This is a genomic window from Burkholderia pyrrocinia, assembly GCF_001028665.1.
GTDB classification, from domain to species: domain Bacteria; phylum Pseudomonadota; class Gammaproteobacteria; order Burkholderiales; family Burkholderiaceae; genus Burkholderia; species Burkholderia pyrrocinia.
The window spans coordinates 1,716,917-1,737,443 of sequence record NZ_CP011503.1 but is presented as its reverse complement, the minus strand read 5'-3'; the positions used below and the strand labels follow the sequence as shown (position 1 = coordinate 1,737,443).

General features: G+C 67.0%; 16 protein-coding genes. 5 read left to right on the top strand and 11 right to left on the bottom strand.

Annotated elements, in window-relative coordinates; genetic code table 11:
• The first annotated feature begins 17 nt into the window (after positions 1 to 17).
• Positions 18 to 170, top strand: coding sequence for a DUF1427 family protein (locus ABD05_RS35870; protein ID WP_082146068.1), 153 nt, complete (start codon positions 18 to 20; stop codon positions 168 to 170).
• A gap of 13 nt (positions 171 to 183) precedes the next feature.
• Here ABD05_RS35870 and ABD05_RS08035 read toward each other — a convergent pair whose 3' ends face one another.
• Positions 184 to 1,212: a transporter gene (locus ABD05_RS08035; RefSeq protein ID WP_047899659.1), complete on the bottom strand. Its 1,029-nt coding sequence runs from the start codon at positions 1,210 to 1,212 to the stop codon at positions 184 to 186.
• A 206-nt stretch (positions 1,213 to 1,418) separates the two neighbouring features.
• The gene (locus ABD05_RS08030; RefSeq protein ID WP_047899658.1) at positions 1,419 to 2,387 is read right to left on the bottom strand and encodes a hypothetical protein; all 969 of its coding nucleotides are present in this window, start codon (positions 2,385 to 2,387) and stop codon (positions 1,419 to 1,421) included.
• A 121-nt stretch (positions 2,388 to 2,508) separates the two neighbouring features.
• On the opposite strand from ABD05_RS08030, the gene ABD05_RS08025 reads away from it, so the two are divergent.
• The 4 genes from ABD05_RS08025 to ABD05_RS08010 all read left to right on the top strand — a co-directional run bounded on the left by ABD05_RS08025 (position 2,509) and on the right by ABD05_RS08010 (position 9,541).
• A complete protein-coding gene (locus ABD05_RS08025) occupies positions 2,509 to 3,354 on the top strand; it encodes a M15 family metallopeptidase (protein WP_047899657.1) in 846 nt (281 codons plus the stop codon).
• A gap of 301 nt (positions 3,355 to 3,655) precedes the next feature.
• Positions 3,656 to 7,600 (top strand): type VI secretion system membrane subunit TssM, encoded by a 3,945-nt coding sequence (gene tssM, locus ABD05_RS08020; protein WP_047899656.1) that lies wholly within the window; start codon positions 3,656 to 3,658, stop codon positions 7,598 to 7,600.
• Positions 7,597 to 8,586 carry a type VI secretion system-associated protein TagF gene (tagF, locus tag ABD05_RS08015; protein ID WP_047899655.1) on the top strand — a complete coding sequence of 330 codons (990 nt, stop codon included), beginning with the start codon at positions 7,597 to 7,599 and terminating at the stop codon, positions 8,584 to 8,586. Before tssM ends, tagF begins: the two co-directional genes overlap by 4 nt.
• 4 nt (positions 8,587 to 8,590) lie before the next feature.
• Positions 8,591 to 9,541 carry an OmpA family protein gene (locus ABD05_RS08010; protein WP_047899654.1) on the top strand — a complete coding sequence of 317 codons (951 nt, stop codon included), beginning with the start codon at positions 8,591 to 8,593 and terminating at the stop codon, positions 9,539 to 9,541.
• A gap of 82 nt (positions 9,542 to 9,623) precedes the next feature.
• Here the strand turns inward: ABD05_RS08010 and tssA are convergent, their stop codons facing one another.
• From tssA to ABD05_RS07965, 9 genes are all read right to left on the bottom strand, one after another.
• Positions 9,624 to 10,745 carry a type VI secretion system protein TssA gene (gene tssA / locus ABD05_RS08005; protein WP_047899653.1) on the bottom strand — a complete coding sequence of 374 codons (1,122 nt, stop codon included), beginning with the start codon at positions 10,743 to 10,745 and terminating at the stop codon, positions 9,624 to 9,626.
• Positions 10,746 to 10,788: 43 nt separating this feature from the next.
• Positions 10,789 to 13,458: a type VI secretion system ATPase TssH gene (tssH, locus tag ABD05_RS08000; protein ID WP_047899652.1), complete on the bottom strand. Its 2,670-nt coding sequence runs from the start codon at positions 13,456 to 13,458 to the stop codon at positions 10,789 to 10,791.
• Between the two features lie 43 nt (positions 13,459 to 13,501).
• Entirely contained in the window at positions 13,502 to 14,602 is a 1,101-nt protein-coding gene (tssG, locus tag ABD05_RS07995; RefSeq protein WP_047899651.1) for a type VI secretion system baseplate subunit TssG, read from the bottom strand.
• Positions 14,566 to 16,401: a type VI secretion system baseplate subunit TssF gene (tssF, locus tag ABD05_RS07990; RefSeq protein ID WP_047899650.1), complete on the bottom strand. Its 1,836-nt coding sequence runs from the start codon at positions 16,399 to 16,401 to the stop codon at positions 14,566 to 14,568. Before tssF ends, tssG begins: the two co-directional genes overlap by 37 nt.
• 76 nt (positions 16,402 to 16,477) lie before the next feature.
• Positions 16,478 to 16,963: a type VI secretion system baseplate subunit TssE gene (tssE, locus tag ABD05_RS07985; protein ID WP_047899649.1), complete on the bottom strand. Its 486-nt coding sequence runs from the start codon at positions 16,961 to 16,963 to the stop codon at positions 16,478 to 16,480.
• Positions 16,964 to 17,025: 62 nt separating this feature from the next.
• On the bottom strand, positions 17,026 to 17,529 hold the full coding sequence (locus tag ABD05_RS07980; RefSeq protein ID WP_006477093.1) for an Hcp family type VI secretion system effector: 504 nt from the start codon (positions 17,527 to 17,529) through the stop codon (positions 17,026 to 17,028).
• A 70-nt stretch (positions 17,530 to 17,599) separates the two neighbouring features.
• Entirely contained in the window at positions 17,600 to 19,090 is a 1,491-nt protein-coding gene (tssC, locus tag ABD05_RS07975; protein WP_047899648.1) for a type VI secretion system contractile sheath large subunit, read from the bottom strand.
• 15 nt (positions 19,091 to 19,105) lie between these two features.
• On the bottom strand, positions 19,106 to 19,621 hold the full coding sequence (tssB, locus tag ABD05_RS07970; RefSeq protein WP_006484395.1) for a type VI secretion system contractile sheath small subunit: 516 nt from the start codon (positions 19,619 to 19,621) through the stop codon (positions 19,106 to 19,108).
• A gap of 32 nt (positions 19,622 to 19,653) precedes the next feature.
• Positions 19,654 to 20,298: a tetratricopeptide repeat protein gene (locus ABD05_RS07965; RefSeq protein ID WP_047899647.1), complete on the bottom strand. Its 645-nt coding sequence runs from the start codon at positions 20,296 to 20,298 to the stop codon at positions 19,654 to 19,656.
• Positions 20,299 to 20,527 lie beyond the last annotated feature (229 nt).

Sequence of the window (20,527 nt, the reverse complement as noted above, 5' to 3'; positions counted from 1 at the left end):
CCGCACGGGAGAACGCCATGATGGAATACGTGACTTCGCTCGCGGCGGGCCTCGGCGTCGGCGTGCTGCACGCGCTGCTGCACGTGCGCTCGCCGGCCCCGCCGCTCGTCGCACTCGTCGGCCTGCTCCGGATGGTGATCGGCGAACGCGCGATCGCGCTGCTGCGTTGATGCAGCACCCGCGCTAGCGATCGTCGCGACGGCGGAACGCCCACCATGCGGCGAGCGCCGTGAAGCCCGCGACGAGCAGCACCATCAGCCAGAAGCCATGCTTGTTCTCCGAGAACGGCACGCCGCCGACGTTCATCCCGAAGAAGCCGGCGACGATGTTGATCGGCAGCGCGATGACGGTCACGAGCGTCAGCGTGAACAGTGTCCGGTTGTTCTGCTCGTCGAGACGCGACCCGATCTCTTCCTGCAACAGCTTGATCCGCTCGTTGAGCCCGGACAGATCGCCAAGCACCAGCGAGAACTCTTCGGTCGATTCACGCAGCTCCTGCACGTCTTCCACGTGCAGCCACGCGGGCGGCTTCGCGAGCAGCCGGAAGATCGACCCGGGCTCGGGCGCGAGCATGCGTTGCAGGCGCGTCAGCGTGCGGCGCATCGCGCCGAGCTCGATGCGGCTCGACGTGAGCCGCTGCGACAGGAAGCGATCCTCGATGCGATCGACGTCGACGCTCGTGCGCCGCATGATCTGGATCAGCAGGTCGGCCTGGTCGCGCAGCAGGTGCACGAGCAGTTCCGCGGGCGACCGGAACCGCTCGCCGTCGCGCACGCACGCGCGCAGCGTGTCGACCGAGCGCAGCGGCTTGAGCCGCGCGGTGACCATGATGCGCTGCTCGACGTGGACGAACAGCGTCGCGATCTCCGATGGCGTCAGCTCGAGGTTGAACATCACGTCGTTGACGATCGCGCGCAGCGCGCCGTCTTCCTGCTCGATGCGCGTCGAGCGCGAACCTTCGTGGAGAAATTCGAAGAAGCTGTCGGGCAGCTCGAGATGCGTGCGCATCCAGCGCTCGCTCGCGCCGTGCGCGAGATTGAAGTGCAGCCAGACGAAATCGTCCGACGCGGCCGCATCGCGCGCGCGGCACGTGCGCAGCCACGCGGCGGCTGCGTCGGCGTCGAGCGTCGCGCCGGATCCGCCCGGAACGAAGCGGAAGCCGCACACCATGCCGGACGTATCGGCGCCGTAAGTCTGTACGATCAGGTCCATCGTGTCGAAAGTCGTGCGGCGCGCGGCGCGCCGCGCAAAGCGGGTCGCGGGCCCGCGCCGGGAAAGGAAAGGAGACGTATGCCCGACGGGCGTGACGCACGCGTGACAGCGTCACACGGCATGATACCGGCGGCTTCCGTGCCCCCAAAGCAACGCGCCGCCCAACGGGCGGCGCAGATACGGCATCGCGGCATGCGCGGGACGCGTTACTGCCGCGTCTCCGACTGTGCGGCGTTCGGGCACGCCGGGTCCTTGCCCCAGTGGCCGTCGCAGACGCGCCAGCGGCACAACTGATCCTCGAAGAAGCCGCGCTCCGAACACTCCTTCACGCGCGCCCCAAGCGAGCCGGTCGTCGCGGCCGCCTTGGTCGGCACGGCCTGCGCCTTCTGCGCGGCGAGCTTCTTGTCGGCCGGCTTCGTGCGCGCGACGAGCGCCGCGAGCAGATCGGCATCCGGATCGTCCTTCCCGGCCGCCTTCGCATTCGCGGTACGCGTCGACGCCGCGTCACGGCGCTTCTTCGCCTGCGCGAGCTCGGCTTCCTGTTCCTTGCGATGCTTGCGGGCTTCGGCCTTCGTCTCGGCCTTCGTGTCGGCCTTGCCGTGTGCCGCGACCTTCGCGTTCTTCGCGGCGTCGGCTTTCGCGGTTTTGGTCGTCGCTGCCGCGGCGGCCGTGGCGGCCGCGGCTGCACCGGCCGTCGCCGCGCCCGATGCGTCGTCGGCGCCATTGGCGAGCGCGCGCGACAGGCGGCTGCCGTCCGCGCCGGACGCGGACGATGCGGATGCAACGGTCTGGGAAGCCGAATCGTCGTTGACGATCGTCGCCGGTTGCGCGGCGGATGCGCCATTCTGCGCGACCTGCACGGTGGCCCCGCTGGCCGGTGCGGCCTTGGCCGGCGCAGCCGCTGCGGGCGCGGCCGCAGCCGTGACGGCGGCGGCCTGCTCGCCCGAAGGCTGCTGCATGCGCCACGCGCCCCAGCCGCCGACGGCAACCACCAATGCCACGACGGCCGCGATCGGTGCCTTCAGCGAACGGCGCGCCGGTTCGGCGGGCGGCGTGACACGCCCTTCCAGATTCGCGAGAATGCGAGACTGCTGAGCTCCTCCGTTGCCTTCCGGTTTAGTATCGGACAGCAGGCTGGGTGGAGTTTTCGAATTTGAATTTTCCGGCGCACTCATTCAGCGTCTCATTGAATCCTGGTTTAATTCACCGCGATAATATAGCCCGGCCTCTCAAAGCAGCCTGATTCTAAGAGCAAGCATTGCAAAACACAATCAATTCCAATTTCCGGGGATTTCGTTGATTGCCGTCGCACTCGTCGCCTATTTCGCCCTTGCCGTCGCGGTTGCGGCACTGTTGCTTTTACCGGGTATCCGCGCGGCCGTTTTCGAATCCGTCGCCCAGTTTCACGGCCGTCTTACGCGCCGTGCGAACGATCGCGCCGCGCGTACGCGGAGTCAGATTGTTAAATCGGCAAGCGCTACGCGCGGTGCATTAAACGATGTGCAAAATTTACTGGTTCGGCGGCGCTTGATGATTATGGTATCGGCAGGTATTCTTGCGACGCCGCCATTGGTCGCCATCGCGTTACGCGGCCGGCAATTGTTCCAGTACGACGACACGACGCGCGTGCCCGACGAGAAGATCGCCGCGCTGCTGCAGGGCGAACAGCTCGTGCCGCCGCCGCCGCTGCCGCCGGAAGTCTTCGCCACCAAGGAAGTCGAACAGGTGCGCCCGGCGCTGAAGGATGCGAGCCGCGACTGGAACATGCTGGACCCGGATTTCCGTACGCGTTTGCTGCTGGTCTACAAGATCATGCACGAACAATACGGTTATGAAATGGCGCTGCTGGAAGGTTACCGGAGCCCGGAACGGCAAAACCGGCTGGCACAGATGGGCAGCAACGTGACCAATGCGGCGGCCTTCCAGAGTTATCACCAATTCGGGCTGGCGGCCGACAACGCATTCCTGCGCGACGGCAAGCTGGTCATTTCCGAGAAAGATCCGTGGGCGATGCGCGGCTACCAGTTGTACGGCCAGGTCGCCGAGCAGGTCGGCCTGACCTGGGGGGGCCGATGGAAAATGATGGATCTCGGTCACGTGGAATACCATAAACCCGGTTTTAAACTGGGACGCGGCAGCTAGCCAGGGCTGCCGGACAGGAAATAATGAGGGCGGCATGGGGCTTTTTAATATCCCGGCAGGAAACGATACGGGCGACGCAAAAAATCGGGCATTCCGGTGCGCGATTTTTTCCGGTCGCCGCTTCCGTTTTAAATCTCACAGCGTCCTTTCATTAATGCGCGCGCCTTCTCCGATGCCGCGGGCGCATTGATGCCAGCCCCCTTCATCCCGTTTGACAGCATGGCGACACATCGCGGCGCCACCCTTGCCGCTCGGCGCGCCTGCGTCGCCTCACCGAATCGCACCGGAACCTGAACGTCCTATGCAACGCATCCTCAACGTGCTGACTCATCCGCGTACGCTCTCGATCGTCGGGATCGTCGCGCTAGCGGCCATCCTCTTCATCGTCGCCGACATGCTGCAGCTCCCGCTGCTGTGGGCGGCGATCGCCTTTGCGGCGATCCTCGCGCTGTGGCTCGTCGTCGCGCTGTGGCGCCGCTGGCGCGTGAAGCGCGCGAACCAGCAGCTCGGCCAGGTGCTCGAAGAGCAGGCGGAAACCGGCAAGATCGCGGCACCCGCCGCCGCCGCGCTCGCGCCCGACGCGAAGACGGCCGACCTCGACGTGCTGCGCACGCGCCTGTCGGACGCGGTGAAGACGATCAAGACGTCGAAGATCGGCCAGGTCTCGGGCGGCTCCGCGCTGTACGAACTGCCGTGGTACATCGTGATCGGCAACCCGGCCGCGGGCAAGAGCAGCGCGGTGCTCAATTCCGGGCTGCAGTTCCCGTTCGCGGACAAGAACAGCGCCGTCATCCACGGCATCGGCGGTACGCGCAACTGCGACTGGTTCTTCACGACCGAAGGGATCCTGCTCGACACGGCCGGCCGCTATTCGGTGCACGAGGAAGACCGCAGCGAGTGGCTCGGCTTCCTCGGCCTGCTCAAGCGCTATCGCCCGAAGGCACCGATCAACGGCATCATCGTCACCGCCAGCATCGCCGAACTCACCGGCAACCGCCCCGAATTTGCGATCAACCTCGCGAAAAACCTCCGCCAGCGCGTTCAGGAGCTGACGGAAAAGCTCGAGGTGTTCGCGCCGGTCTACGTGATGTTCACGAAGGCCGACCTGATCACCGGCTTCACCGAATTCTTCAGCAGCAGCGACAAGCACGAGTACGACCGCGTGTGGGGCGCCACCCTGCCCTACGAGCCCGACGACAAGCGCGACGTGGTCGCGCAGTTCGACACGCACTTCGAGGAACTCTACGAAGGGCTGAAGGAGATCAGCGTCGCGCAGCTGTCGCTGTCGCGCGGCAACCAGCTTTCGCCGGGCCAGTTGAGCTTCCCGCTCGAATTCTCGACGATCAAGCCGTCGCTGCGCGCGTTCCTCGCGACGCTGTTCGAGAACAACCCGTTCCAGTACAAGCCGATCTTCCGCGGCTTCTACTTCACCAGCGCGCTGCAGGAAGGCGAAACCAGCAGCACGGCCGCGCAGCGCATCGCGCACCGCTTCGGCCTCGACGCGAGCGCGCTGCCGAAGCCGCACAGCGCGTTCTCGAAGAACGGCTTCTTCCTGCGCGACCTGTTCTCGAAGGTGATCTTCGCGGACCGCCAGACGGTGCGCCAGTTCGCCAGCCCGACCAAGACGCGGCTGCGCTACGCGACCTTCTTCGGCTTCGTCGCGGCGCTCGCGATCGCGCTCGGCGGCTGGACCTGGTCGACGATCGGCAACCAGCAGCTCGTCTCGAACGTGCAGGCCGACCTCGACAACGTCACGCGCCTGCAGCAGGGCCGCAACGACCTGCAGTCGCGCCTGCAGGCGATGGACATCCTGGAAGACCGGATCGAGCAGCTCGAGCAGTTCCGCCGCGACAAGCCGCTGTCGGTGTCGCTCGGCCTGTACCAGGGCGACCGTCTCGAACAGCACCTGCTGACCGAGTACTACAACGGCGTGCGCCAGATCCTGCTGGCCCCCGTGTCGCAGAACCTCGCGTCGTTCATGAAGGACGTGAACGCGCACCCCGAACAGCTCGTGCCGATGACCCGCCCGCCCGAATCGGGTGCCGTTCAGGGCGGCGCGATGCCGGTCTCGACGAACGCGGCGGGCGCCGCGCCGCTGGCCGGCGCCGCACTGGCCGCGTCCGGTACCGCGCCGGCCGCCGCGCCGCAACAGCCGGCCGCACCGCAGGGCGGCCTCTACAGCGACGCGTCGCCGACCAACGTGCAGGACGCGTACAACGCGCTCAAGACGTACCTGATGCTGTCCGACAAGCGCCACGTCGAGCAGGCGCACCTGACCGACCAGCTCGCCCGCTTCTGGCGCGGCTGGCTCGAGACGAATCGCGGCAACATGCCGCGTGACGAGATGATCAAGAGCGCGGAGCGCATGATCTCGTTCTACCTCGCCCGCGTGAACGACAACGACTGGCCGATGATCGACGCGAACCTCGCGCTCGTCGACCAGACCCGCGAGAACCTGCGCCGCGTCGTGCGCGGGATGCCGGCCCGCCAGCGCGTCTACGAGGAAATCAAGGCGCGCGCGTCGACCCGCTTCGCGCCGATGACCATCGCGCGCATCGTCGGCGACGGCAACCAGGGGCTGGTGGCCGGCAGCTACGCGATTCCGGGCACGTTCACGCGCGAAGCGTGGTTCGACTACGTGCAGCCGGCGATCCGCGACGCGGCGACCAAGGAACTGCAGGCGAAGGACTGGGTGCTGAATACGTCGACGCAGGACGACCTGACGCTCGAGGGCAGCCCCGAGCAGATCCAGAAGACGCTGGTCGGCATGTACAAGACCGAGTACGCGCAGCACTGGCAGAAGTTCATGCAGGGCATCGCGGTGCAGGGCTTCAGCAGCTTCGGCCAGGCCGTCGACGGGATGAACCGCCTCGGCGACCCGCAGGATTCGCCGATCCGCAAGATCCTCGAGACGGCGTACGACCAGACGTCGTGGGACAACCCGTCGCTCGCGAACGTCGCGATCAAGAAGGCGCAGACGGGCGTCGTGAACTGGGTCAAGCAACTGTTCTCGCGCTCGCAGGCCGGCCAGGTGGCGGCCGCCAACATCGACATCAACGGCAATCCGGCCGAGGTGCCGATGGGTCCGATCGGCCAGGAGTTCATCGGGCTCGCGCGGATCGTCGCGACGCATGACGGCACGTCGATGCTCAAGGGCTACATGGAATCGCTGTCGAAGGTCCGGACCCGCTTCAACGTGATCAAGAACCAGGGCGACCCGGGCCCCGGCGCGCGCCAGCTGATGCAGCAGACGCTCGACGGCAACGGTTCGGAACTCGCCGATTCGCTGAAGCTCGTCGACGAGCAGATGCTGACGGGCCTCACCGATTCGCAACGCAAGTCGCTGCGGCCGCTGCTCGTGCGGCCGCTGATGCAGGCGTTCGCGGTCGTGATCCAGCCGGCCAGCACCGAAGTCAACAAGGTGTGGAACGCGCAGGTCTACCAGCCGTTCCAGAGCTCGCTCGCGACGAAGTACCCGTTCGCGGCCAACGCGAAGGTCGAGGCCGGCGCCGGCGAGATCGCGCAGGTGTTCGGTCCGGACGGCTCGATCGCGAAGTTCGTCGGCACGACGCTCGGGCCGCTCGCGGTGCGCCGCGGCGACACGCTCGCCGCCCGCACGTGGGGCGACATGGGCATCGGGCTCACGCCGGACTTCACGAACGGCTTCGCGCGCTGGGTCGCACCGCTCGCGGGCGGCGCGGCAGGCAGCGCGGCCGCGGCGTCCGAGCCGCAGACCGTGTTCCAGATCCTGCCGCAGCCGAGCACGGGCACGACGGAATACACGATCGCGATCGACGGCCAGCAACTGCGCTACCGCAACACGCCGCCGCAGTGGACCAACTTCGTGTGGCCGAACCCGCAGGGCTCGGCGGGCGCGACGCTGTCCGCGACGACCTTCGACGGCCGCACGGTGCAGCTCGTCAACGAGCCGGGCCGCTACGGTCTCGAGAAGCTGATCAACTCGGCGCAGCGCAAGCGCCGTCCGGACGGCACCTTCGACCTGACGTGGGCGCAGGGCAGCGTGAACGTGTCGGTGACGATGCGCATCATCAGCACGTCGCAACCGTCGGGCGGTGGCGGCGACCAGCCGCAGCAGCAGAGCCTGCGCGGCCTGCAACTGCCGTCGTCGGTCGCCGACGCGAGCGCGGCTGCCGCGCAGAACGCGACCCAGTCCGGCCCGGGCACGCCGGGCGCAGCGCCGGCCGTCGCGGCCGCCAACGCAACGAATGCACAGGGGGCGCAATGACGCAAACCGTACAGGCGCAAATCGCCTACTTCGGCAAGATTCCGTCGCGCGGCGACTTCGTGAAGAGCCAGCACAATCCGCAGTTGCTGCAGACGCTCGATCGCTGGATCGCGCAGGCGCTCGAACTGCTTGCGGAAGATCCGCGCTGGAAGCTCGTCTACGAGGATGCGAAGCCGATGCATTTCGCGTTCCTCGGCTCGCGCAGCAAGCTCGCGATCGCGGGCCACATGGTCGCGAGCCACGACGTGTCGATGCGCCGCTTCCCGTTCCTCGGCGCAACCGCGCTCGAGGTCGACCGGCCGCTCGCGTTCCTCGCGCGCAGCCCGCTGGCGTTCGCGCGGCTGTGGTCGCGCGTCGCCACGCAGATCCCGCCGCTGCTCGGCAAGGACGAGCCGCCCGGCGCGCTGCAGGCGCTCGGCGACACGCAGGTGCCGATCGACGTCGGCGGCCCGGGCACGTCGCATGACGGCACCTTCAACGATTTCGTCGAACACCAGTCGCTGTACGGCCTGCAGCAGATGCTGCTCGAGAGCGGCCACCCCGTGCGGCTGCGCGGCGCGATGCTCGCGCTCGGCTCGCTGCTCCGGCCGGTGATGCAGAGCGGCTCGTCGCACATCGAGCGCGGCCTGACGCTGCCGCTGCCGGTCGATCCGTTCTACCGCAGCCTCGTCGCCGCGTTCTGGCTCGAACTGATCGCGCCGTTCGTCGCGCAGGCCGACTTCGAGCTCGCGATCTTCATCGGCTCGATCGCCGAGCGCGAACGGCTCATCATCGGCTTCAACGGCGCGTCGGCGAAGACGCTGCTGAGCGTTGTCGATCCGCAAACCTATGCCGCCCACAACATCGACATCGACGATCCCGAGTGGATCGACGCCCATGCGCAAAACGATCACCAGATCAGCAAGCTCGTCAGCTACCTCGACCAACCGCAACTCTCGCTGCGCGTCGCCATCGACGCGTTCCGCGAAGCGTTCATCGGAGGCTGACGGGATGCATCGCTCGATTCACGCCTGGCGCCCGCGCTGCTCGCCCGCTCTCGCCGCCCTCCTCGCCGCCGGCCTCGTTGCCAGCGGTGCAGCCTTCGCGCAGAACACGGGCGCGACCGTCACGCCGGTCGGCAACGGCACGGTCGCGACGACCGCGCTGCCGTCGTCGAACCCGAACCCCGGCGCCGCGCCGGCGACCGCGTCCGGCACGGTGATGCACGGCACGGCCGGCACGATCACGCCGCCGCCCGCGAACGCGGCGCCCGGCCAGGTGGTCGCCGGCGGCAAGGTGCCCGACGAGGCGACCAAGGCCGCCGTGCTGCAGAAGCTGCGCGATACCTACGGCGCGGCGAACGTCGTCGACCAGATCGAGGTCGGCGACGTCGCGACGCCGCCGAACTGGAGCGCGAACGTGCAGAAGCTGCTCGGCGCGCAGCTCAAGCAGATCAGCAAGGGGCAGTTGAAGATCAACGGCACGCAGATCGAGATGAAGGGCGAGGTGCACAACGAGGCGCAACGCCAGCAGCTCGCGAGCGACATGGCGAACACGCTGAACCCGACCTACACGATCAAGAACGGGCTGCGCGTGTCGGCGTCCGAGCAGGGTGTGCTCGACCAGACGCTCGCGAACCGGACGATCGAGTTCGAGACCGGCAGCGCGACGCTGACGCCGCAGGGCAAGCTGATCCTCGACCAGATGGCGGCCGCGCTCTCGAAGATGCAGAACCGCACGGTCGACATCATCGGCCACACCGACAACTCGGGGAACCGGACCTCGAACATCGCGCTGAGCCAGGCGCGCGCGGATGCGGTGAAGGGTTACCTGATCACGAAGAGCATCCCGCCGCAGCAGATGACGACGACGGGCGTCGGGCCGGATCAGCCGATCGCGCCGAACGATACGGCGGACGGGCGGGCAAGGAATCGAAGGATCGAGTTCCGGGTGGGACAGTAACGGAGGATCGGCCGGCCGCGCCTTTGCGGAGCGGCACGGCACTCGACGGGCGGCCGCAGCGATGCGCCGCCCGTTTTGCGTTTTACGACTGCTCGTCCGGCCGCACGCCCAGCAGCTCGCGAATATGCGACAGCGAGCCGTCGTCCTTCACGACGCTCTCGAGCCACTTGTGCAGCGGCATGTCGGCCCATTCGGCCGCCTTGTCGGCGAGGTACGCGACCGGGCTGTGCGGCTCGGTCTGGCGGAAATAACGCGCGACCGCACGCAACTGGTCGACGGCCTGCGCGCGGTTCTGGATGCCGGCGATCATCTGCGTCACCGGAGGACGCGGAGCGGTCTGCGACTGCACGTGGGTCTCCTCGGTCTGGATCGAATTGCCGAAGCTCGGCTCGATGCGCTCGGGCTGCGCCTGCGGCGCCGCTTGCGTGTGCGGCGCACTGCCCGTATAGCCCTGCTCGCGCGCAAAGCGCTCCGCGAGCCGGTACACGGTCTCGAACGCGTCGCGCGCCTGCCGGAAGCTCGGCGCCGAATCGCCCGCACGCTCGACGAGCCGCTCCTCGAACGCGTCGAGCGCGAATTCGAAGGCCTTCAGGTTCGCCAGCAGCGCCGTGTAGAACGCGATCGACGTCACGCGCCGCGACGCATCGATCTGGTCGATCGACGGCTTGCCGCGCGCGATGTCGTCCGCGTGTTCGGGGGCGCGCTTGATCGACTGCGCGACGTGCTGCGCCACTTCCCAGTCGAGCGTGCTGAACGCGTTCGACGCGCCGTCGGTCAACGGCACCGCGCGCAGCAGCTCGGCCGTGCGGCCGGCCAGCCACGCGACGTTGCCGAGCCGGTACTCGGTGTCGTCGCCTTCGGGCAGCGGGTGCACGCTGTCCCAGAACTCGCGGCACAGGCCCTCGAGCAGCGCGTAGCCTTCGGTGAGGCCGGTGATGCCGTCCTCGAGCGCGAGCGCCTCGGTCAGCCACACGGCGAGCCGCAGGTCCTTCGTGCGCGCGCGCAGCAGCTCGCCCGCATGGTCGACGACGAAGCCCCAGTCGGCCTCCTTGATCTCGGTCACCCATTCGCCCTGGTCGAGCGTCGGATCGTCGTAGCGCCGCGCGTCCTGGATCGCGTCGAATTCGTTCGAAAACAGCAGGTCGTCGCCGCTGGGCGACGCGTCGCTGATCGGCGTCAGCAGCTCGGGGAGATTGATCGGCATGGTTCAGTGAATCCGTTGATGCATCAGATGTCGCGCGCGGGGCTTATTCGACGGTGTACGCGAATTCGCCGGCCTCGTCCGCGCGCACCGCGATGCGCGCGATGGCCGCGCCGTCGGCGATCCGGCCGAGCACGTGGCCCGCGATCTCCGGCAGCAGCGTGCCGTTCAGGATATGGTCGACGTTGCGGGCGCCCGAATCGACCTCGGTGCAGCGCGCCAGCACCGCCTCGACGAGCGACTCGTCCCATTCGAACGCGGCCTTGTGGTTCGCCTCGATCCGGCGGCGGATCCGCTCGAGCTTCAGCTCGATGATCTCGGCCAGCACGTCGTCGGAAATCGGATAGTACGGGACGACCTTCATCCGGCCGAGGAACGCGGGCTTGAACGTCTTGTACAACTGCGGGCGCAGCGTCTCGGCGAGCGCGTCCGGATCGGGCAGCTCCTCGGCCGGCTTGTTCAGGCACGCCGCCATCACCGCGGTCGAGCCGACGTTCGACGTCAGGATGATCAGCGTGTTGCGGAAGTCGATCTCGCGCCCTTCCGCGTCGTCCATCGTGCCCTTGTCGAACACCTGGAAGAACATCTCGAGCACGTCCGGGTGCGCCTTCTCGACCTCGTCGAGCAGCACGACGGAATACGGGTTGCGGCGCACGGCCTCGGTCAGCACGCCGCCTTCGCCATAACCGACATAGCCGGGCGGCGAGCCCTTCAGGCCCGACACGCTGTGCGCTTCCTGGTACTCGCTCATGTTGATCGTGACCATCTTGCGCTCGCCGCCGTACAGGATGTCGGCCAGCGCGAGCGCCGTCTCGGTCTTGCCGACGCCCGACGGCCCGACGAACATGAACACGCCGCGCGGCTTGTTCGGATCCTCGAGATTCGCGGTCGCGGTGCGCACGCGCTGCGCGATCGCGTCGAGCGCGTGGTCCTGGCCGATCACGCGCGCGGTCAGCAGCGGCTGCAGGTTCAGCACGGTGTCGATCTCGTCCTTCACCATCCGGCCAAGCGGAATGCCCGTCCACGCGGCGACGATCTCGGCGACGACGTGGCCGTCGACCTGCAGCGGCACCATCGGCTCGCCGCCCTGCAGCGCGTGCAGCGCCGCGACGCGTTCGCCGAGCTTGTCGCGCGTCGCCTGCACGTCGACCGGCTGGCCGTCTTCGGACGGGCCGCGCGCGTTGTCGAGCGTGTCGCGCAATTCGGTGATCTCGGCGACGATCGCGCGCTCGGTTTCGTAGCGTGCTTCGTCCTTCGCGAGTTGCTCCAGCGCCGTGTCGCGCGCGCCGCGCAGCTCGCCGAGCCGCTCGTCGTGCGACGCGCCGCCCGCTGCCTCGCGCTCCAGCGATGCGATTTCCGCGTCGATCCGCTCGATGCGCTTCTTCGTGTCGTCGATCGCGGCCGGCGTCGCGCTGTGCGCGAGCGCGACCTTCGCGCACGCGGTGTCGAGCACGCTGATCGCCTTGTCGGGAAGCTGGCGGCCGCTGATGTAGCGGTGCGACAGGCGCACGGCCTCGGTGATCGCATCGTCGAGGATCCGCACGTTGAAGTGCGTCTCCATCAGGCCCGACATCCCGCGCAGCATCGCGGCCGCGAGCGGCTCGCTCGGCTCCTCGACCTTCACGACCTGGAAGCGCCGCGCGAGCGCCGCGTCCTTCTCGAAGTACTTCTTGTATTCGCTCCACGTCGTCGCGGCGATCGTGCGCAGCTCGCCGCGCGCAAGCGCCGGCTTCAGCAGGTTCGCCGCATCGTTCTGGCCGGCCTGGCCGCCGGCGCCGATGATCGTGTGCGCCTCGTCGATGAACAGGATGATCGGATGCGCGCTCTTCTTCACCTCGTCGATCACGCTCTTCAGCCGGTTCTCGAACTCGCCCTTCACGCTCGCGCCGGCCTGCAGCAGCCCCATGTCGAGCACGTGCAGCGCGACGCCACGCAGCGGCGGCGGCACGTCGTCGGCCGCGATCCGCAGCGCGAGCCCTTCGACGACGGCGGTTTTGCCGACGCCGGCCTCGCCGGTCATGATCGGGTTGTTCTGGCGGCGGCGCATCAGGATGTCGATCGCCTGGCGGATCTCGGCTTCGCGGCCGATCACCGGATCGATCTTGCCGTCGCGCGCGCGCTGCGTGAGGTTGGTCGTGTACGTGTCGAGCGCGGGCGTCTTCGACGGGCCGGCCGCGGGCGCGGCACCGTCGGCGGCCGGCGCCACGCCGCCGTCGTCGGTATCGGCCTGGCGCGGCTCGGCTTCGCTCGACCCGGCCACGATCTCGTCGAACTTGTGCTTCAGGTCCGTCACATTCACTTCCGCGAACTGCGACGACATCCGCTGCGCGAACTGCGCGAGATCCGGCGCGGTCAGCAGCGCGAGCAGCAGGTGCCCCGAACGGATGCGGCCGAGCTGCGAATCGAGCGATGCGATCAGCCACGCCTGTTCGAACAGCGCGATCAGGTGCACCGAAAACACCGGCGTACGCGTGTTGCCGGTTCTCAGGCGCGTCAACTCGCGCTCCAGATCGGCGCGCAGCGCATGCGGATCGACGCGGCTCGCGCGCAGCGCGAGCGGCAGGTCGCCCGCCGGCTCCTCGAGCAGCGCGAGGAACAGGTGCTCCAGATCGACCTCGTAGTGGCCGCGCGCCAGGCACGCGCTCGCCGCGCGCTCGGCCGCGTGCCGGCACAGCGGGTTCAGTTTCGTGATCAGGGTCTTCAGAGGCGTGCTCATGGCGTCGATCTCAGGTTCGATTGCGTGTTGTTGTCGTTCGGAATCAGTGAATCACGTGCAGTTCGTAGCGGGCGTCCGAACGGTCGTCGATCGCGTCGCGCGTGCAGAGGAACGCGTCCCAGCCGAGCCGCGAGCCCGCGCCGAGCACGCTCGCGCCGACCTCGGTGCGCTTCAGCACCAGCTTCACCTCGTATTCGAGCGTGACACCGGCGAGCAGCGTCAGCATCCGTTCGAGCGCGACCGCGTGCGCGCCGCCGGGCAGGAACGCCTCATAGTCGCGCTTGGACAGCGGGCCGACGACGATCCGCGCGCGCATGTCGCGCTGCCATACGCGCTCGCCGACCAGCGCCGTCGCGCCGAGCACCGCGTTGACTTCGCCGAGCACGCTCAACTGGTCGGGCGGCACGTCGTACCACTTGCCGACGAACTGGTCGATCTTCACCGGCACGCGGAAGTAATCGGACAGCGTGCGCTGCAGGTACGCGGCCGACATCGGCCGGTGCCGCGCGGCCAGCGCGTAGCCGGCAACGGCTTCGTCGAGCACGCCGCCCGCGCCGGCCGCGAGGCTGTCGCGCACCTCGTCGCTCGGCACGCCCGCGATCGCGAGCAGCAGCGGCAGGTAGCGCTCGTCGCGATCGAGCTCGTAATGGAACGGCAGCCGGTATTTCTTCCACGCCGCATAGAACAGCGCGGTCGCGCGGTTCGAGAACACGTCGAAGAACGCGCGTGCCGCGTGGTCGCGCTTCAGGTGCTCGCGCGCGACGATCTGCTCGGTGTAGTGCAGCGGCAGCGCGCCCTGCCCGCCCAGCAGCCCGAAGAACGCGGGCGTCAGCTCGACGTGGCCGAGTTCGCCGGCCGCGAGCGCGGCGCCGCGCTGTTCGCCCGAGTCGAGCAGCGTACCGTCGTCGTCAAACGAGCGCGCGCCCTCGATCTCGCTCGGCGGAAAACCGAGCGACAGCGTGTTGCGGAATTCGATGCGCTGCGCGACGACGTCGCCCTGCCGCCATGCGCCGGGCGCATCCGACGCCTGCCGCGCGAACAGCCCTTCGAGCACGCGCACCGCCTGGAAGAACTCGAAGCGGTGCGGCTCGTCGAGCAGCGCGTCGACTACGCCAGGATCGATTCGCCGGTCCGGGGCTTGCATCGGATGATCTCCTCGCCGGTGCGCTTCGACACGACGACTAGTTGAACGAAACTGTTGAGGTGGACGTAAAGCCCGAAGAAGCTGTCGAGCACACGCACGAACGACGCGAGGCTCGCGCCGACGAAGTGCTCCTCGTCGATCGTCAGGCGGATCTCGATGCCGCGCACGAAGGTCGCGAACGGCTTGCCGGGCAGCCACTGCACGGCGCCGCGCTGCTCGACGCCGGCCAGGCCGTCGATCTGGCGCATCGACACCGCGGTGCGCCGCAGGTCGTACAGCGTCAGCATTTCCTTCAGCGGTGCGAGGCCGTGCGCGACCAGCGACACGTGATTGAGCGCGAGGTGCGACACGAGCCGCCAGTGCGCGGCGCGGCCGCGCTCGAAGCGCACGCTCTGCGTCGGGCGGCGCAGCATCGAGATGCCGCTGGTCTGCGCGCCGCCTTCCTGGAACAGGTCGCCGCCCTCGAGGCCGAACGCGAGCATCGCCGGCAGGTCGCGGTTCGTGCAGGAGAGGTCGAGGCTCAGCGTGTCGGTTTGCGGCGACGTCGGCTCGAAATCGATGTCGACGATCGAGATCTCGGTTTCGTAGCCGGGGCTCTTCTGCGCGACCCAGTCGTTGCGGCGCGCGAACCAGTAGTGACCGATCCGCGCCGATTCGCCGTGATGCAGCGAGTAGAACGGCCGGAACTCGATCACCGATTCCTCATGCGCCTGCTGCCTGACGAGCTTCACCGAATCGATCGAGTACACCTCGTACGCGAACGCGCGGCGCGCCTCGGCGATCACCGGGTACGACACCGCGCGGTGCGTGATGCGGATCGGTTCGCCGTGCTGGCGGAACAGGTTGACGATCGGCGTGCAGAACAGCCGGAAATGGCTCGCCGTCAGCAGTTCGAGCAGCCGCGCGACGTGCGAATCGTTGCGCACGTCCTGCAACACGAGATGCAGCGTCGCGCGCTGGCAGCGCCCCGACGCACGCGCGATCGCCGCGAGGTCGAAATCGACGAAATCGAACTTGTCGGGGAACGCGAAGTATTCGGTGAGCAGGCGATACGCGGGATGCGATTTCGCCGGGTAGTCGATCAGCGCGTCGTCTTCGCCGAAGCCGGCCTGCTCGATCGGCAGCTTGCGCAGCGCAGTCCAGCGGCCGTTGCGTTCGGGCTCGACATACGCGCCGAGCACGTTGACGAACAGGCAGTCGGTCAGCGCGGCGACGAACGACTGCTCGCCGTGCAGGTGCGCGCGCAGCGTCGGCACCTTCAGCGCGCCGAGATCGAGCTGCGCGGCGAGCGATTCGAACGTGATCGAGATCACGCCCGTCGCGTTGGACGGCAGCACCGTCGCGCTCGGCGCGAGCGCGACCGGCGTGTAGCGCGCTTCCGAGATGCGGATCGGCGCGAGCGTCACGTCGTACGCGGTGCGGAACCGGCACTGCACGCCGCGGATCGGGCGGCTCTTCAGCTCGGTGCCGCGGTCGATCACGACCGGTTCGGTCTGCTGGCCGGGCGACGCCGGCGTGAACTGCGCGATCGAGCACGACGGGAACGGCCGCAGGTAGTGCGGATACAGCACTTCCAGCAGCGCTTCGGTGAATTCGGGGTAGTCGTCGTCGAGCTTCTTGTTGATGCGCGCGCCGAGCAGCGCGAACGACTCGATCATCCGCTCGACGTGCGGATCCTCGCAATGCTCGCCGGACAGCGCGAGCCGCGCCGCGATTTTCGGATAGCGTTCGGCGAAATCTCGCGAATAGCGCCGCAAAAACGATAATTCGCGCTCGTAATACGGCAGCAATTCTTCCATCGACGACCCCGAACCTCAATATTTCCTGCCGGACCTGATCCACCACCGGGCGGTCCGGCCCGCTCGGCAGCTTGATTTACTGCATTCTCGCGGCGCGTGCGCGCGTGACCGAATACTGCAGCGTCGACGGCTGCAGCATCGCGTCGAAACTCACCGGCTCCTCGGCCGGGTGCACGACGAGCAGCGCCTGGATCGCGAAGTAGAGCGCGTTGGTCGCCTGCTCGTTCAGCTCGAACGTCACCTGAACCTGCTGCAGGCGCGGCTCATGGCGCGCGATGGCCTGCTGGATCGACTTGCAGATGAACGCGCGGTCGTAGTGACTCGCGAGGCTCAGCCCCGCGAAATCGTTCAGTCCGTAGGTCAGCACCGATTTCTGGCATTCCGGCAGCGCGGCCAGCTCGTTCTCGGTGTGCGCGATACGGGTGTTGAGGATCGCCTCGACGTCGCGGGCGACCGTGCTCTTGAGCTCGTCCAGCGACAATTGCCGCATCGCTGCCGAGGCCGGCAGGTGCGGTTCGTCGTCGAACAGCTTGTCGAGAAAACTGGGTTCGAATCGTTTCATCGGCCGGCGAAAACTGCGAAAACGGCAACGGGACGCCGTGCGCCCCGTTGCCGCAACCGACCTTAGACCGCGTAGGTCTTGTCGTTCTTCGTCAGACTCCAGGCGCCCTGCGTGTTGCCGCCCTGGTTGCCGCCGATCTTCTGCTGGGTTTGCTTCCACTGCACGGCCGCGTACTTCAGCGAGAACGTCTCGAGCGGCAGACCTTCTTCGCGAACGCTCGGGGCGATGCTCGAGATGATCACGTACTTGAGCTTGACTTCCAGATACTGCACGCGCTTGCCTTCACCGTCTGCGCGCGAGAAATGGACCGTCACCTCGTCGAACGTGGTGCCGCCCGAAGCGTGCTGGTACAGCAGCGGGCTCGACGAATCGATTTCCTTCGTGAAAATCATGTCGCCGTGCTCGCAACGCGTCATCGTGTGACCGCCAGCGGTCGATGCGGTTGCCGAACGCGGCTGAACGATCGAGTGATCCCACGATTTCAGTTCGATCCAGCCCTGATGGTCTTTGTCCGCGGATTCGCCCTTCACCGCCGGACTACCAAACTGCAAGTGCATATGTAACATGGCCCTTCGACTCCCCAAAGAGGTGGTTTTAACGTCCTACCCAGGCGGCCCGCCCGGGCGATTTACTCGCTTATGAATTTGCCGGTTTGGGCAGATCAGCGACAAGTCGCAGAGAAATCGAGAGTTCGTCGAGCTGAAAGTGCGGGCGCAGGAACGCGACCGAACGATACGAGCCCGGCTTGCCCGGAATCTCCGACACTTGTATGGATGCCTCGCGCAGCGGGAATTGCGCTTTCTGTTCCTGCGAGGCGTTATCGTCGAGCAGGACGTACTGCGAAATCCACCGGTTGAGGAAAGTCTCCACGTTCTGCGCCGATGCGAAGCTGCCGATCTTGTCCCGCATCATCGCCTTCAGGTAGTGCGCGACGCGCGATACCGAGAAGATGTACTGAAGCTGGGCGGACAGGACGGCGTTCGCATTCGCGCTGTCGGTGCTGTATTTCTTCGGCTTCTGCACCGACTGCGCAGCGAAGAACGCGGCGTAATCTGAATTCTTGCAATGGACGAGCGGGATGAAGCCGAGGTCGCTCAGCTCCTTCTCGCGGCGATCGGTGATCGCGATCTCGGTCGGGCACTTCAGCGCGACTTCGCCGTCGTCGGTCTTGAACGTGTGGGTCGGCAGGTCCTCGACGAGGCCGCCGCCTTCGACGCCGCGAATCGCCGCGCACCAGCCGAAGTCGTCGAACGCGGCCGTCAGGCGTGCAGCGAATGCCCACGCGGCGTTGCACCACAGGTACTTGTCGTGATCGGTGCCGTCGACGTCCTCGACGAAATTGAAGTTCTCCGCGGTCTGGCCGTCCTTCGGATTGAACGGCAGGCGGCCGAGGAAGCGCGGCAGCGTCAGGCCGACGTAGCGCGAATCTTCGGCGTCGCGGAACGACTTCCACTTCGCGTATTCGACGGTATCGAACACCTTGCCGAGATCGCGCGGCTTGCCGAGGTCCGAGAACGACTCGAGGCCGAGCAGCTCCGGCGACGCCGACGCGACGAACGGCGCATGCGCAGCCGCCGCGACGTGCGACATCTGCTCGATGAAGTACATGTCTTCCGGCTGGCGCGAGATCTCGTAGTCGCCGATCAGCGCACCGAACGGCGAGCCGCCGAACGTGCCGAACTCTTCTTCGTAGACCTTCTTGAACAGCGCGCTCTGGTCGAACTCGCTCGCGCCCTTGAAATCGCGCACGAGGTCGCGCTTCGGTGCGTGCAGCGCCTTGATCTTGATCGTCTGGCCCGTATTGCTTTCCTTGACCAGGTAATCCATCCCGCGCCACGTGCTTTCGAGGCGCTGGAATTCCGGCGCGTGCATCACCGCGGAAAGCTGCGTCGAGATCAGGCGGTCGAGTTCCGCGACGCGCGCGTCGATCGTCGCCGACAGGTTGTCCGACACGATCACCGTGCCGTCGAGCACCTGGTGCACGAGTTCGCCGATCAGGTCCTTCGCACGCGCATGCTCGGAATCGGATTTCGCGACCTTGCTCTTCTCGACGATGTCGTCGAGCAGCGAGGTCCCGGCGGCGTATTCCGCGCCGCTGGCTTGGGCCGCAGCCGTTTGCTGGTTCATCTCAACACTCCGTCGTCATTCGCCGTCTTTGTCGCCGCCGGTGCCCTTCGCGAGCTCCTGCAGCTGCTGCGTGTTCTTCAGCACCTCGGACAACAGATCCTCGAGCTTGTCGTTGCCGGCGAGCTTGTTGCGCAGGTCGGCGAGCTTCGAGCGTGCCTCGAGCAGGCGGCGCAGCGGCTCGACCTGTTCGACGACTTCGTCCGGGCTGAAATCCGACAGCGAGCGGAACTTCAGGTCGACCGCGAACTTGCCGCCTTCCGGGCTCAGGCGGTTTTCCACCTGGAACGCGGCACGCGGCTCGATCGCCTTCATCACGTCGTCGAAGTTGTCGCGGTCGATATTGACGAACTTGCGGTCGCGCAGCTTCGGCTGCTCGATTTCGGACTGGCCCGCCAGATCGCCGACAACCCCGACGACGAACGGCAGTTCCTTCACCTCGATCGCGTCGCCCTTCTCGACCTCGTAGGTCAGTTGGACGCGCGGCGGCCGTATTTTCTGCAAGCTTTTCTGAATGCTTTCTTTCTTGGCCATCGACGGCTCCCAGGTTAGTTGTGGTTTTCGCGTCAGTTGCGCAGTGCGCCGAACGGATCGCCGCCGCTCTTTTGCGGTGTGGCGGGCGGCGTCGGCGTGGTGGCCGCGGTGGCCGCGGCGGTGGCGGCCTCGGCTGCCGGTGCGGCGCCCCCCTTCGGACGATGGACGATCCGGCGCGGCGGGCGCGGCTTCACGGACTTCGTTTCAGGCGGGAACAGCGCCGATTCGCCCAGCGTGTCGCGCAACTGCTTCGCGAGCGCCTGCGCATCGGACTTCGCGTCGCCTGCCAGCGACGAATCCTGGCGCAGCTCGCCGAGCGACTGCGTCGCGATCCGCAGGCCGGCGACGGCCAGCACGCTCTTTGCCTGACGGTCGGTTGCATCGCGCTGCAGTGCTTCCTGCGCGGCGACGATCGCCTGCCCGTAGTGGTTCTGTGCGAACTGGATTTGCGCGATGCGCGACCACGGTTCCTCGCGCGTCGGGTCCGACTTCGCGAGCTGCTGGTACAGGCCGAGCGCCTTGTCCTGGTCACCCGCCTTCGCAACCGCGTCCGCATCGGCCAGCGACTTGTTGAACACCTCGGCAGTCGGCGGCGCGGGAGGCTGGCTCGCACAGCCGGCGATCACGCCGCAAGCCACCACTACCCCAGACAGTTTTGCGAAGAGACGGTCTTTCATCGTTATATCCACCGGCGCGTGAGTTTTAAAATCGTTGAGAATCTGGTTCTTTTGCTTTGCAAGAAGCGCGCGGGTATAGTACCGATCAATTTTTCATAATTCAATCGTCGTGTGAAGAGTAATTCCTTTTAAAACCGGGCGCTACCCCCTCGAATGGCCTCTCGCGGCAGGCTCGCGGCGGTTTTTCTTGCGGCTGGAATGCGCAAGTTTTACTGGTTGCGCGACGCGC

What these genes read in the sequence shown, in the direction of transcription:
- ABD05_RS35870 (WP_082146068.1), top strand. Translation starts at nt 18, where the DNA reads ATGATGGAATACGTGACTTCGCTCGCGGCGGGCCTCGGCGTCGGCGTG.
- ABD05_RS08035 (WP_047899659.1), bottom strand. Translation starts at nt 1,212, where the DNA reads ATGGACCTGATCGTACAGACTTACGGCGCCGATACGTCCGGCATGGTG.
- ABD05_RS08030 (WP_047899658.1), bottom strand. Translation starts at nt 2,387, where the DNA reads ATGAGTGCGCCGGAAAATTCAAATTCGAAAACTCCACCCAGCCTGCTG.
- tssM (WP_047899656.1), top strand. Translation starts at nt 3,656, where the DNA reads ATGCAACGCATCCTCAACGTGCTGACTCATCCGCGTACGCTCTCGATC.
- tagF (WP_047899655.1), top strand. Translation starts at nt 7,597, where the DNA reads ATGACGCAAACCGTACAGGCGCAAATCGCCTACTTCGGCAAGATTCCG.
- ABD05_RS08010 (WP_047899654.1), top strand. Translation starts at nt 8,591, where the DNA reads ATGCATCGCTCGATTCACGCCTGGCGCCCGCGCTGCTCGCCCGCTCTC.
- tssA (WP_047899653.1), bottom strand. Translation starts at nt 10,745, where the DNA reads ATGCCGATCAATCTCCCCGAGCTGCTGACGCCGATCAGCGACGCGTCG.
- tssH (WP_047899652.1), bottom strand. Translation starts at nt 13,458, where the DNA reads ATGAGCACGCCTCTGAAGACCCTGATCACGAAACTGAACCCGCTGTGC.
- tssG (WP_047899651.1), bottom strand. Translation starts at nt 14,602, where the DNA reads ATGCAAGCCCCGGACCGGCGAATCGATCCTGGCGTAGTCGACGCGCTG.
- tssF (WP_047899650.1), bottom strand. Translation starts at nt 16,401, where the DNA reads ATGGAAGAATTGCTGCCGTATTACGAGCGCGAATTATCGTTTTTGCGG.
- tssE (WP_047899649.1), bottom strand. Translation starts at nt 16,963, where the DNA reads ATGAAACGATTCGAACCCAGTTTTCTCGACAAGCTGTTCGACGACGAA.
- ABD05_RS07980 (WP_006477093.1), bottom strand. Translation starts at nt 17,529, where the DNA reads ATGTTACATATGCACTTGCAGTTTGGTAGTCCGGCGGTGAAGGGCGAA.
- tssC (WP_047899648.1), bottom strand. Translation starts at nt 19,090, where the DNA reads ATGAACCAGCAAACGGCTGCGGCCCAAGCCAGCGGCGCGGAATACGCC.
- tssB (WP_006484395.1), bottom strand. Translation starts at nt 19,621, where the DNA reads ATGGCCAAGAAAGAAAGCATTCAGAAAAGCTTGCAGAAAATACGGCCG.
- ABD05_RS07965 (WP_047899647.1), bottom strand. Translation starts at nt 20,298, where the DNA reads ATGAAAGACCGTCTCTTCGCAAAACTGTCTGGGGTAGTGGTGGCTTGC.